We start from the raw sequence: 13,785 nt of genomic DNA, 5'->3' as shown, positions 1-13,785 counted from the left end.
ATCAGGCCAAAGAACCCGGGGCTTTGAAGGCGCTGCCGTCACTGCGCGATGTGGCGAAATGCCCCAGCTCGACGGCAAGGTTCTTCGCGGCGAGAATCTGTTCGCGCACCCGTGCCGGCGAAGTGCCGCCACGGCCGTTACGCGCCGTGACAGACCCCTTGGTGGACAGGACTTCACGCACTTGCGGGGCTTTGTCTGCGGGCAGGAAACCGCTGAACACGCTGATGAAATCGTCATCGGTCAAATCCCACAGTTCCTGGCCGCGGCCTTCGGCGAGCTTGACGCACGCGCCGGACAGCTCGTGGGCGTGGCGGAACGGCACACCGTTGCGCACCAGCCATTCGGCGATATCCGTGGCGAGCGCGAAACCGCGTGGCGCCTCCTGCTCGAGACGTTTCTTGTCGAAGACCATGGTGCGTAGCATGCCAGCGAATGCGGGCAGCACAACCTCAAGTGTGTCGACTTGATCGAACACCGCTTCCTTGTCTTCCTGCAAATCGCGCGCATATGCGGTCGGCAGGCCCTTCAGGGTGGCGAGCAGACCGGTCAGGTCGCCGATCAGCCTGCCGGACTTGCCACGGGTGAGCTCGGCGATGTCCGGGTTCTTTTTCTGCGGCATGATCGACGAGCCGGTCGAATAGGCATCGTCGAGTTTGACGAAGGCGAACTCCTGGGTGTTCCAGATGATGATTTCCTCGCTCAGACGCGACAGGTCGATGCCGGTCATCGCTGCGACGAACGCGAATTCCGCAACTACGTCGCGGCTTGCCGTCCCGTCGATTGAGTTTTCGGTGACGCGGCTGAAACCGAGTTCGCGCGCCACGGCATCAGGGTCAAGTCCCAGGGTGTTGCCGGCAAGCGCACCGGAACCGTACGGACTGGCGTCCGCCCGGTGGTCCCAGTCGACCAGGCGTTGTACATCGCGCAGCAACGGCCAAGCGTGCGCCATGAGCTGGTGGGCGAGCAGAACCGGCTGGGCGTGCTGCATATGGGTACGTCCGGGCATGACGGTGTCTCCCGCCTGTTCGGCCTGGCCGATCAGTGCTTGGACGACGTCGAGAATCTGCCCGGCGATGAAGCGGGCATGACGGCGCAGCCACATGCGGATGAGTGCGGCGATTTGGTCGTTACGTGACCGTCCTGCCCGCAGTTTGCCGCCGAGCTCGTCTCCGGCGATGTCCAGCAGACCGCGTTCGAGTGCAGTCGCCTCGTCCTCGTCCTCCTCGATGGGGGCGAACGACCCGTCGTCAACGGAACGCTGCAGCTGGTCGAGTGCGGCTTCCATACGATTGAGCTCGTCCTTGGTGAGCAGTCCCGCACGGCCGAGAGCGCGTGCATGAGCACGCGAACCAGCGATGTCGTCATCGGCGAGCCGCCAGTCAAACTGGGTCGATTTGCTCAGCCGCGCCAGCTCAGGCGAGGGACCGGATGAGAATCGCCCTCCCCACAGCGCGATTGAATGTTCCGGTGCGTTCGAATGTTCCTGTTCGTTGTTCTGTTCCATGGACGTTGGCGTCTTTCTGTCTTGTCTGGGTTGTCGGATTCGGCGTTGCCGGATGCAGCGTTGCCGGACTCAGTATTCCGCAGGCTTGTTGTGTCCTACCCTACACCGGTGATTCGTCAAACCGGCCGGATACGCCGGGAAGGCCATGAACCGGCGTGCCGGCATGGCCTTCCCAATGCATTCCCCGCACATAACACCCTGTGTCGCAAGGTGCGCGTGCCGCGGCTGGGGTTACTCGACGGTGTTCTCCGGCACTTCGATGCCGTTGCCGAACTTGACGTCACGAGCAGCGGCAACCTTGCTCGGCAGGCCGTAGATCTCGATGAAGCCGTTAGACGCGTGCTGGTCGAAGCTGTCACCGGAATCGTAGGTGGCGAGGTTGTAGTCGTACAGCGAGCTGTCGGAGCGGCGTCCGGTCACGACTGCACGTCCGCCGTGCAGGGTCATGCGGATTTCGCCGGACACGTACTTCTGGGTGTCCTCGATGAAAGCGTTGAGCGAATGGACCGCCGGGGAGAACCACTGGGCGTCGTAGACGAGCTCCGCCCAGCGCTTGTCGATATCGCGCTTGATGCGGTGCTGTTCACGTTCGAGGCAGCAGTTCTCGAGTTCCTGATGCGCGGTGATGAGCGCTACAGCACCCGGGGCTTCATACAGTTCGCGGGACTTGATGCCGACAAGACGATCCTCGATCAGGTCGATACGGCCGATGCCCTGGGCGCCGGCGCGGCGGTTCATTTCCTCGATGGCCTGCAGCGGGGTGACTTCCTTGCCGTCGATCTTGACGGGGACGCCCTGCTTGAATTCGATGACCACTTCGTCCTCGACCGGCGGGAATGCCGGGTCGTCGGTGTAGGAGTAGCAGTCCTTGGTCGGGGCGTTCCACGGATCTTCGAGGAAGCCGGTCTCGATGGCGCGGCCCCACACGTTCTGGTCGATGGAGTACGGGCTCTTCTCGGTCTGGGTGATCGGCAGCTTGTGGTCCTTGGCGAACTGGATTTCGACATCGCGGGTCAGGGACAAGTCGCGAATCGGGCTGATGGCCTTGAGCGTCGGGTCGATCGACTGGATGGAGACCTCGAAACGGACCTGATCGTTGCCCTTGCCGGTGCAGCCGTGCGAAATGGTGTCGGCGCCGAACTGGTGGGCTGCACGCACCAAATGCTTGGTGATCAGCGGACGGGAGATGGCGGAGACGAGCGGATAGACGCCTTCGTACATGGCGTTCGCCTTGAGGGCGAGCATGCAGTATTCGTCTGCGAACTCCTCACGGGCGTCCACGACATATGCTTCGACCGCGCCGCAGGCGAGTGCACGCTGCTTGATGGTCTCGAGGCTTTCGCCGCCCTGGCCGACGTCGAGGGACACGGCAACGACGTCTTTGCCGGTGCGCTCCTTGAGGTACGGGATTGCCACGGAGGTGTCGAGGCCTCCGGAATACGCCAAGACGATGCGCTTGTTGTCGCTCATGACTGCCCTTTCTGATTGGAGTTCTTGCATATCGATACTGTAATTATATACAGACCTATGCATAAGTATGCATTAAGCGGTGTTCCGCGTGTCGTTTTTCTGATCGGACCGCGCACGGACCTGTCTGCGGACAGGATTCGCATGCAAACCGCCGTTTGCTGAAACGAGCCACGATGACCAAACCCACGCAGAAAAGGTACGCAGAAAAAGGTACGCCCGGTGGATTGTCATTGTGGTGACAGTCCACCGGGCGTGGCACACAGGATCAGTCAGCGCTCTGCTGGCTGTTGGAGGAGGCGATGCTCAGCAGCCATTTGGCACGCGCGGCTGCCGATTGGTCATCCTTGCAGATGATGAGCACGGTGTCATCGCCGGCGATTGTGCCGAGCACATCGTCCAGTGATTGGCGGTCCATGACACTGGCCACATACTGGGCCGCCCCCGAAGGCGTATGTATCACCGCAAGATTGCGCGCCGACGCCACGGAAGTGACCAATCCGGACAGAATACGCGACATCTGCTGTTGCGCCGATTTCGGAGTCGTCGACTGCCCGTACCCCAACACGTAGGCGACCGTCCCGTTCTCGAGACGTGTTTTGGTCGCGTTGATCTCCTCGAGATCTCGGCTGAGCGTCGCCTGGGTGACGTCTATTCCCTCATCCGACAGCATGTCGGAGAGTTGAGATTGGGACGTGACGATGTGATGCAGCAGCATCTCCTCGATCGCGCTGAGACGAGCCGCCCGTGTCGCAGGCCGTTGCAACGGCGTTTTCTTGTCTTCCATAGCGTCCACGCAGCTTAGGCGAGCAGGCTTTCGTCGCCGCGCAGCTGGCCGGTCAGCCAGGTGAGCAGGGCTTTCTGGGCGTGCAGGCGGTTTTCGGCTTCGTCCCAGACCACGGACTGCGGGCCATCAATCACCGATGCGGTGACTTCCTTGCCGCGGTACGCGGGCAGGCAGTGCTGGAACAGGGCGTCCGGCTTGGCGAGCTTCATCAGTTCGTCGTTGACCTGGTAATCCCAGAACGGCTTGGAACGCTTCTCATACTCGGCTTCTTCGCCCATGGACACCCAGGTGTCCGTGAACACGCAGTCTGCACCTTCGACCGCCTCGCGCGGATCGGTGGTCACAAGGATGGACCCACCGTTTTCGGCCGCGATGCGCTTGGCGTCATCCACGATGCTCTGCTCAGGCAGATAACCGTAAGGTCCGGCGATGCGGACGTTCATACCCGCGGTCGCGCCAGCGAGCAGATAGGAGTTGGCCATATTGTTGGCCGCATCTCCCAAGTAGGCGATGGTCTGCCCGGCAAGCGCATCGACACCGCCGCGGAACTGGGCGATTGTCATGAAGTCGGCGAGCACCTGGCAGGGGTGGAACTGGTCGGTCAGCGCGTTGACGACGGGGACGGTCGCATATTTGGCCATCTCCTCGACGCGTTCCTGCCCGAAGGTGCGCCAGACGATGCCGTAGGCCATACGGGTGAGTACGCGCGCGGTGTCGGCGACCGGCTCGCCTCGGCCCAGCTGGGAGCCGGACTTGTCGATGACCAGCGGATATCCACCGAGTTCCGCCACGCCGATTGAGAAGCTCGAACGGGTGCGGGTGCTGGGCTTGTCGAACAGCACGGCGACGCCCTGCGGCCCCTCGAACGGCCGCTTGTAGAAGCGGTTTTCACGGAATTTCAATCCAAGTGCGATGATCTGCTTCTGCTCGTCATGATTGACGTCATCATCGCGAAGCATGTGGCGCAACTGCCCATCCATACGGTGTACTCCATTCTCTTTGGTTCTCTTTGGTCTGTACTGTCTCTTCGGCCTGTCCAACTCGGGCGTCGCCCTTGCACCGGTCGCGAACCGGTTGTACATCGGTCGTAGCGGCCACGAAGACCGTGACGTCAGTCGTCGGCGAGATCCGCCGGCACGCCCGCCATAATCGAAACGGCCTCATCCACATCCTGCGCGGAGACGATCAGCGGGGGCGCGATGCGCAGCGCATTCGGGGCGACGGCGTTGACGATCAGCCCGTGTTCAAGCATCCAGTTCATCGCCGCATGAGCGCACGGGTGCGCCAGCTCGACCGCATCCAGCAGACCGGCACCGCGCGTTGACTTGAACAGCGGATTGCCGGTAGCCATGATGCCTTCGCGCAGCTGCTTGCCTCGCGCCTGGGCGTTGGCGAGCAGATTATCATGCTCGATGACGCCCAAGGTGGCGAGCGCAGCCGCGGCCCCGAGCGGGTTGCCTGCGAAGGTGGATCCATGCGATCCGGGAGTGAACAGGTCGGACAACCGCTGTCCGAAGGCGATCATGCCGCCCATCGGGAAGCCTCCCGCCACACCTTTGGCGAAGGTGATGATATCCGGGGTCACACCACCGGAGAGTTCCTTCTGTTGGAAGGCGAACCAGCTGCCGGTACGTCCGATACCGGTCTGCACTTCGTCGATGATGAGCAACGCATGATGCTCGTCGCACAGCTGCCGCGCCTGGCGTACATACTCGGCGCCGACCGGCATGACGCCGGCTTCACCTTGGATGAGTTCCATGATGACCGCGGCGACCGGGCCTTTGCCGTCAGCTGCGGTTCCGGTCGCGTCGAATGCGGCCTTGAGCGCTTCGACGTCACCGGGTTCGACGAATTCGACCGCCGGAACGAGCGGCTCGAACGGCTCGCGGATCACGGGCTTCCAGGTGGCGCTCAGCGCGCCCAGAGTGCGCCCGTGGAAACCGTGGACCATGGAGATGATACGCGCCGGCTTGCCGCCTTGTTCAGGCAATGCACCCGGAAGTGTACGCCCGTACAGCTTGGCAAGCTTGATGGCGGCCTCGTTGCCTTCGGCGCCCGAATTGCCGAAATAGACGTGGGACCCTTCAGGGGCTCCGGCGAGCTTGACCAGTTTCGCCGCGAGTTCGATCTGCGGTTCGGTGGCGAAATAGTTGCTGGTGTGGGCGACTTTGGCCGCCTGCTCGCTGATGGCCTTCACCCACGCCGGATGGGCGTAACCGAGTGAGTTAACCGCGATACCTGCGAGGAAATCAAGGTATTCATTGCCGTCGATATCCCAGATGCGCGTGCCCTTGCCGTGATCCATGACGCGCAGCGGAGTGCCGAACACGTTCATGTGCACTTGCGAGTATTTGCCGAGCCATGCTTTGTCTTTGGTCCCGAGTTGTTCGAGCTGTCCGTCAGTCGTCATAGGAACTCCTCATTTCCACACCATCTTCGGGCACGACCATGGTGCCGACGCCTGCGGTGGTGAATATCTCGTTCAGAATCGAATGTGGTTTGCGCCCGTCGATGATGTGCGCCTGGGGCACTCCCCCATCGATGGCGCGCACGCATGCCTCCATCTTGGGCCGCATGCCGGTTTCCAGATCGGGCAGCATGTCGCGCAGGTTTTCGACGCCGATGCGGCCAATCAGAGAGTTGCGGTCCGGCCAATCCGCGTACAGGCCGTCAACATCGGTGAGAATCACCAGTTTGCGGGCGCCAAGCGCGGAGGCGAGGGCCGCGGCCGCGGAGTCTGCGTTCACGTTGAGCACCTGGGTGGCGTCTTCTTCGTCTGGCGCGACCGAGGACACAACCGGAATGCGACCGGCGGAAATCAGATCCTCAACAGCGGAGGCGTCGACGCTGACCACATCGCCGACGAGCCCGATATCGGTGGGTTTGCCATCGATGATGGGCTTGCGCTTCATGGCGGAGAACAGGCCACCGTCCTCGCCTGACAGGCCTACGGCCATCGGACCGTGGGAGTTGATGTAGCCGACCAGTTCGCGGGAAACCTTGCCGGTGAGCACCATACGCACGACGTCCATCGCCTCAGGCGAGGTGACGCGTAGACCGCCCTTGAACTCGGATTTAATGCCGAGTGCCTTGAGCATCATGGAAATCTGCGGGCCGCCGCCGTGGACGACGACGGGATGCATGCCCACTTGACGCAGGAACACCATGTCTTCGGCGAAGCACTGCTTGAGATGTTCGTCGACCATGGCGTTGCCGCCGTATTTGATGACGATCCGCTGCCCGGCGAACTCCTCGAGCCAAGGAAGCGCCTCGATCAGCACTTCGGCTTTCTGGTCCGCCCGCAGGTCGGTGTGCACGTCCAGGTGGTAGCCCGGACCTTTCAATTCACTCATGCCGTTCTTTCTGTATGTTCGCTTGATATGCCATGACCGGCATACCCTCGGTGGGCGACCTTTGCCGATCAGCTCTCGTAATCGGCGTTGATGTGTACGTATTCGTGGGTCAAGTCATCGGTCCACACAGTCGCTTCGGCCTCGCCGGCGTTGAGGTAGACGTCCACTCCCACTTCGCGCGGGGTCATATCGACCTCGGAGCGGTCACGCCCGGTGCCGCCTCCTTGGCAGATGCGCACGCCGTTGACGTCGACATCCACATGCGTCGGGTCGAATGGCGCGACACTAGGCGGAACCGTGCCCAGCGAGCTGAGGATGCGGCCCCAGTTCGGGTCGTTGCCGCTGACCGCGCATTTGAACAGGTTCGATGCGGCGATGGCACGCCCGCAGGCGAGCGCCGCGTCTTCACTGGTTGCCCCGTGGATGCTGATGCGGATGTCGTGGCTGGCGCCTTCACCGTCGCCTACAATCTGGCGGGCGAGGGATGCGCATGCCCGGCGGACGAGATCGTTGAATTCGTCCGGGGCCGGCTCCACGCCGGAAGCGCCCGACGCGAGCAGCAGCACGGTGTCGTTAGTGGACATGCAGCCGTCGGTGTCAATGCGGTTGAAGGTCACTGAGGTGCCTGCGGACAACGCGGCCTGCATGGCGCCCGGGGTGACGACGGCGTCAGTGGTGATGACGCAGAGCATCGTAGCCAGCTGCGGGGCGATCATACCGGAGCCCTTGACCATGCCGCCGATGCGGTATCCGTTGCCTTCCAACGCCACGGTTTTCGGCTTGGTGTCGGTGGTCATGATTGCGTGCGCGGCGTCGCTTCCGCCCTTTTCGCCGGAATCAAGCCCCGCGTAAGCGCTGTGCACTCCGGACAGGACGTGGTCGAGCGGCAGCAGCTCGCCGATCAGTCCGGTCGAACATACCGCGACCTTACCGTCTTCGACGCCGAGCAGTCCTGCCGCCTCATGCGCAGTGGCTTGGGATTGTTCGAACCCTGGTTGGCCGGTGCAGGCGTTCGCCCCGCCGGAATTGAGCACCACGGCCTTGAGATGACCGTCGGCCACCGCTTTGCGCGACCACTGTACCGGGGCTGCGCAGAATCGGTTGGAGGTGAATACGCCGGCCGCCGCGTCAAGCGGGCCGTTGTTGACCACGAAGGCAAGATCAAGCTTGCCTGCTTTCGCGGAGATGCCGGCGGCGACTCCGGCGGCGGAGAATCCTTGTGCGAACGTTACACTCATGGTGCCACTCCAATCTTGGTCAGACCTTGGTCCTCGGGAAGCCCCAAGGCGATGTTCAGCGATTCGACCGCCTGTCCGGCGGTTCCCCTGTTGAGGTTGTCGATTGCTGCGAAAGCGATGATTCTGCCTGCATGACGGTCAGCGACGACCTGAACGTGCGCCGCGTTCGAGCCGACCACATTGCCGGTGGCCGGAAGCGTACCCTGCGGCAGCACGGTGATGAAATCCTGCCCGGCGTACGCCTGCTCCCACACCGCGTGCAGCTGGTCGTCGCTCAGATCGCGGGCTGTTGCGGTCATCGGCGCACTGACCGTGGCGAGGATGCCGCGCGCCATCGGCACCAGCACCGGGGTGAAGGACAGCGAGAACTGCGACGCCTGCGCCGCCTGCAAACCGGCGGCATGGGCGAAGTTCTGCAGGATTTCGGGGATATGCCGATGGGTGCCGCCGACGCCATAAGGCACCGCGGAACCAAAGGCTTCGGCAGCCAGCAGGTTGGTGCGCTTGAGGTTCTTGCCGGCACCCGAATAACCGACGGCGAGGTCGGCGACAATGCCGGTATGTTCAACCAGCCCTTCGGCGATGCCGGGCTGCAACGCGAACGTGGTCGCGGTGACATTGCACCCCGGGCCTGCGATGCGCTTGGCGCCGGGCAACGCGGCGCGTTGACGGGTATACGTGCCGTCAGCGCTCTTGCCGGTGATAAGCTCGGGCATGCCGTACGTCCAGTGCTCGTAGAAATCACCGCCGTAGAAAGCATCCCAAGCGTCCCGCTCTTCGAGACGGTGGTCCGCACCCAAGTCGACAACGATGGACTGTGGGTCGAGCTTGGCGGCCAGAGCGCCGGAAGCGCCGTGCGGCAGGGCGAGCACGATGACATCATGCCCGTTGAGCACTTCCAGGGTGGTGTCCTGCACCGTCAAATCCGCAAGCTGCGGGATATGCGGCATATGCTTGCCCAGTCTGTCTCCCACCGAAGAATGACCTGCGACGCACGTCACCTCGAAATCGGGGTGCGCCGCCAGAATGCGCAACGCCTCCCCGCCTGCATACCCGGTAGCTCCTGCCACCGCGACGGTGTATTTTGCCATTTCACATCACTTCCCATGCATGATGGCTGCATATCAATACCGCCAGTATAGCATATCTATACAGAACCATGTATAACTATGCACGGGTGTGTCGCGCACAACTCAGGCAACACCACAGTCCGCCGTACACGCGCAGTCAGGCGCAGTCAGGCACTCAGCGAATCCGTTCCGCTTCCCGATCCGCCGCCGTACAGTTGGTTGCCGATCATCTGGTACAAATCGGCGGAGGTGATGCCTTTGACCAGCATCCACACCCACGCCACGGTGATGATCACATCGATGATGACCGCGGCGATGGCGAATCCTCGGCCTTTCATATGGAAGGTCTTGTCACGCCAAATCGAGACTGCCCCAAGGATCGCCGGGAGGATAGGCAATCCCATGAGCGCAAACACGAACGACACGATGGCTGAACTGTCCCAGCGCCCGTATAACGGATTGGAAGCGGGGTCGTTGACATCGATACCGTTGAAATACCGCGGCTGATAACCGGGTTGGCCCGGCAACGGCGCACCGTTCCTGCCTTGTTGCGGCCACACACCTTGCGGCCCGTACGGATACGGCCCGTACGGCTGGTTCGGATTCTGCTGCCCAGACTGAGTGTATTGCTCAGACGGATACTGCCGGGACGGGCCTTGCGGTTGGTTGCTCCCCGGCCATTGCCCCTGCTGCGGCGCGCCCACCCACGGCATTGCCGGCTGGGTGTTGCCGCCCTGTTGCCCCGCAGGCGAAGGATTGGCATCCTGACGCTTGTTCTTACCGCTGTCGTCATCGTCGCGGCCGAACTGGTAAGGGTTGTAATCGGCGGGGAACTGACTGCGCATAGCACCGTATTCCGGCGCTCCCGACCGGCTTGTCTGTGCGGACTGCGCAGAACCGGCGCTCTCGCCCGTGGTCTGCTGCGGTTCAGATGCCGTCTGTCCGGGACGATCGGCTTCGCTCATGGTTCCTCCTCGTTGCCGCGCTATGTCACGCACCGCGGCTGCCGTTGTCCGGCCTGTCCGCCGCCCAGCCACAAGGCCGGACAGCCTGAATACACATCTGCCGGCGCCCAATCCGGGAGCCGGCAGAATCAATGGCCCTCCGGGTGTGCGCCGCTTGCGCACACCACGATAGCACCCTTGTCAGCGTAACCGCCGATTACGCACGCAATTGCGCGCCAAGCTCAGCGGCGGCGTCGGTGACGGCCTTACGGACCGTAACGCTGTCCTGCGAGTCGAAGGTCTTGTCCGCGGAACGGAAGACCACCGAGAACGCAAGCGACTTCTTGCCTTCGCCGAGCTGATCGCCGGTGAACACGTCGAACAGCTGGATGGATTCAAGCTGGTCGCCTGCCGCCTTGCGGATCACAGCTTCAAGCTGAGCGGCACTCACCGTGTCCGGGACCGTGAACGCAAGATCCTGCTTGACCGGCGGGAAGGTCGAAATCGGCTTGGCCTGCACGGGCTTGCCGTCAAGTGTGCCGAACAGCGCGGTCAGATTGAGTTCGAAGGCGGCGGTATGCGCCGGGAATTCGAGCGCCTCGTTGACGTGCGGATGCAGCTCGCCGACCATGCCGACCTCGGTTTCACCGGCCATCACCTTGGCGGCGCGGCCCGGATGCCATTGCGCAGGAACATCGGCGGCAGCCGGCTGCGACAACGTAAGATGCGCGCCCAGACGGTCACTGATCCGCTGCACGGCCTCGACCGCGTCAGACCAATCGACGTCACGATGCACGCCCAGCCAGCCGGTTTCCTCAGCCTTGCCGGCAAGGATGCCAGCCACGTGAAGCGGCTGGTCCGGCAGACCCGCGTCCAATGCCTTGAGCTGTTCGTCGGTCGGCTTGACACCGCCGGGGAGCGCCGGGATGGCGGGGGCGTTCGGATTCCACAGGTACACATGCCCGATTTCATACAGGCTGACGTTCTCGATGCCGCGACGCAGATTGCGCTGCACGGTGTGAGCCAAGGTCGGCAGGACTTCGCGGCGCAGGAACGGACGGTCCCCGGCGAGCGGGTTCGCGATTTCCACGCTGACAGGCTTGACCGCGTCGGCGTCATAGGAGAACGCCTTGTAGTCGGCGTCGCCGACGAACGGGTAGCTCAGCGTCTCGACCATACCGTATTCGGCGAGCTCGTTGGCCACCTCACGGCGATGACGCTGGTCAGGGGTCAGGCCGACGGCACCGGACACTGGAGCCGGCGGCACGGTGGTCGGGATCTGGTCGTAGCCGACCAGACGGGCGACTTCCTCGACCAGATCGCACGGCTCGTTCAAATCAGGACGCCACGTCGGCGGGGTGACGGAGAATTCGCCATTGCCGCCACCGGCGACCATGCAGCCGATATCGGTAAGGATATCGCTGATCTTGTTGACCGGCGTATCGAGGCCTGCGACGCGACGCACCTCGTCGGCCTTGAAGTGGATAGGACGACGGCGTGCAGGCGTGTTGTTCACGTCGGTAGGATGCTCGGACGGCTCACCGTTGCCGTACTTGGTCATCAGTTCGGCTGCCATCTGCGCGGCTGCCGGCTGCAATGCGAAGTCCACGCCGCGTTCGAAACGCTTCGATGCCTCAGAAGGAATCTTGTGGCGACGGGCCGAACGCGCGATGGTGACCTGGTCGAAATGCGCGGATTCCAGCAGTACGTTCTTCGTCTCAGCGGTCACTTCGCCATACAGGCCACCCATCACGCCGGCGATGCCGAGGATGCGTGAACCGTGCTGGCCGTTCGGCGAATCCGTGATCAGCAGGTCTTCCGGGCTCAGGTCATGGTCCTTGCCGTCGAGCGTGGTGAGCTTCTCGCCCGCCTTGGCGCGGCGCACAACGATCGGGCCTTCGATCTTGTCCAGATCGTAGGCGTGCATCGGCTGGCCCAAGTCAAGCATCACGTAGTTGGTGACGTCCACAGCGAGCGAGATAGCCCGCATGCCTGAACGGATCAGACGGCGACGCATCCAGTTCGGCGTATGCGAGGACGGGTCGAAATTGCGCACCGCACGAGCATAATAGCGGTCGCAACCGGGGACACCGTGAATCGGGTTGTCGTCTTCGATGGACACTTCGATGTCGGACGGGGTGCCGGTCGCCACGGCGGTCAGATCCGGCGCCTTCTCGTTGAGCTCAATCACCGGATCGGTGAACTTCGCACCGGTGGAATGATGGTATTCGCGCGCCACACCACGGTAGGAAAGCGTGTACCCACGGTCCGGGGTGATGTTGATCTCGAGGATCGGCTGGTCCAGATGCAGCAGGTGCATCGCGTCGTCACCGGGCTTGAGCGCCTCATACTCGTCAGGCGTGAAGCCGTAGTTGCGCAGCAGGATGATGCCGTCATGATTGTCGCCGAGTCCGAGTTCGCGTTCGGAAGCGCACATGCCGTCGGACATATGCCCGTAGGTCTTGCGCGGTTCGATACGGAAATCACCGGGCAGCACAGCTCCCGGCAGCGTGACGACAACCTTCTCGCCGGCGGCCATATTCGGCGCTCCGCACACGATGCCGCGCGGCACCTTGTTGCCGTTCTCGTCGACGGCATTGTATTTGTCGCCGACATCCACATGGCACCAGTTGATGGTCTTGCCGTTCTTCTGCGGTTCCGGCGTGGCATCCACCACATAGCCGACCACGATCGGACCGGTCACCTGGGAAGCATGGATCTGCTCCTCTTCGAGGCCGACCTTAACAAGATCCTTGGCAAGCTGTTCGTAGGTCAAGCCCTGGGGAACCTCGACGTGTTCCTTGAGCCAGTCAATATCAACCATAGGCATGGGTCAATCACTCCCCCATCACAAACTGTTCGCTGAAGCGCACGTCACCTTCGACGAGGTCGTGCATGTCGTTGATGTCGTGGCGCAGCAGAAGCGTACGCTCCATGCCGACGCCGAACGCGAAGCCGGTGTATACCTCCGGGTCAAGCCCTGCGGACTTGAGCACGTTCGGGTTGACCATGCCGCAGCCGCCCCATTCGAGCCAGCCGGCGCCGCCCTTCTTGTCAGGGAACCACAGGTCAAGCTCGGCGCTCGGCTCAGTGAACGGGAAGTAGCTAGGACGCAGACGGGTCTTGGCCTCGGGGCCGAACATGGCGACGGCAAGCTTGTCCAGCACGCCCTTGAGATCGGCCATGGTCAGATGCTTGTCCACCGCGAGCGCCTCGCACTGGTGGAACACCGGGGTGTGGGTGGCGTCGAGCTCGTCCGTGCGGAACACACGGCCCGGGGACGCGATATACAGCGGAACCCCGCGGGTAAGCAGCGCGCGCACCTGGTCGGAGGAAGTCTGCGTACGCAACACCATGTTGGAGCCGACGAAGCCCGCAGCGTCCTTGGCCTGGTTGCCCTTGACGTAGAAGGTGTCCTGCAT

General features: G+C 62.8%; 11 protein-coding genes. All 11 read right to left on the bottom strand.

The features are described 5' to 3' along the window. Position 1: 1 nt before the first annotated feature. Positions 2–1,504: an argininosuccinate lyase gene (gene argH, locus ACI38B_RS02865; RefSeq protein WP_439729451.1), complete on the bottom strand. Its 1,503-nt coding sequence runs from the start codon at positions 1,502–1,504 to the stop codon at positions 2–4. A gap of 231 nt (positions 1,505–1,735) precedes the next feature. Beyond that, entirely contained in the window at positions 1,736–2,974 is a 1,239-nt protein-coding gene (locus ACI38B_RS02860; protein ID WP_015451273.1) for an argininosuccinate synthase, read from the bottom strand. Between the two features lie 265 nt (positions 2,975–3,239). Further along, positions 3,240–3,758, bottom strand: coding sequence for an arginine repressor (gene argR, locus ACI38B_RS02855; protein WP_439729450.1), 519 nt, complete (start codon positions 3,756–3,758; stop codon positions 3,240–3,242). A 14-nt stretch (positions 3,759–3,772) separates the two neighbouring features. Continuing rightward, positions 3,773–4,738, bottom strand: coding sequence for an ornithine carbamoyltransferase (argF, locus tag ACI38B_RS02850; RefSeq protein WP_015451276.1), 966 nt, complete (start codon positions 4,736–4,738; stop codon positions 3,773–3,775). A 131-nt stretch (positions 4,739–4,869) separates the two neighbouring features. Beyond that, positions 4,870–6,168, bottom strand: a complete 1,299-nt coding sequence (locus ACI38B_RS02845) for an acetylornithine transaminase (RefSeq protein WP_439729449.1) — start codon at positions 6,166–6,168, stop codon at positions 4,870–4,872. Then, positions 6,158–7,111, bottom strand: a complete 954-nt coding sequence (gene argB, locus ACI38B_RS02840) for an acetylglutamate kinase (protein ID WP_439729448.1) — start codon at positions 7,109–7,111, stop codon at positions 6,158–6,160. Before argB ends, ACI38B_RS02845 begins: the two co-directional genes overlap by 11 nt. Before the next feature lie 68 nt (positions 7,112–7,179). Then, entirely contained in the window at positions 7,180–8,349 is a 1,170-nt protein-coding gene (gene argJ / locus ACI38B_RS02835; RefSeq protein ID WP_439729447.1) for a bifunctional glutamate N-acetyltransferase/amino-acid acetyltransferase ArgJ, read from the bottom strand. Further along, the gene (argC, locus tag ACI38B_RS02830; protein WP_439729446.1) at positions 8,346–9,440 is read right to left on the bottom strand and encodes an N-acetyl-gamma-glutamyl-phosphate reductase; all 1,095 of its coding nucleotides are present in this window, start codon (positions 9,438–9,440) and stop codon (positions 8,346–8,348) included. The genes argJ and argC overlap by 4 nt, the downstream gene beginning before the upstream one ends. A 146-nt stretch (positions 9,441–9,586) precedes the next feature. Further along, positions 9,587–10,384, bottom strand: a complete 798-nt coding sequence (locus tag ACI38B_RS02825) for a hypothetical protein (protein ID WP_439729445.1) — start codon at positions 10,382–10,384, stop codon at positions 9,587–9,589. Between the two features lie 196 nt (positions 10,385–10,580). Next, on the bottom strand, positions 10,581–13,193 hold the full coding sequence (gene pheT, locus ACI38B_RS02820) for a phenylalanine--tRNA ligase subunit beta (protein WP_439729444.1): 2,613 nt from the start codon (positions 13,191–13,193) through the stop codon (positions 10,581–10,583). A 7-nt stretch (positions 13,194–13,200) separates the two neighbouring features. Further along, positions 13,201–13,785 (bottom strand): tRNA ligase subunit PheS family protein (locus ACI38B_RS02815; RefSeq protein ID WP_439729443.1); only part of this gene is annotated, 585 nt, incomplete at its 5' end.

It is taken from the genome of Bifidobacterium sp. (genome assembly GCF_051876855.1).
Lineage (GTDB): Bacteria > Actinomycetota > Actinomycetes > Actinomycetales > Bifidobacteriaceae > Bifidobacterium.
This window is presented reverse-complemented; position numbering and strand designations above follow the sequence as displayed.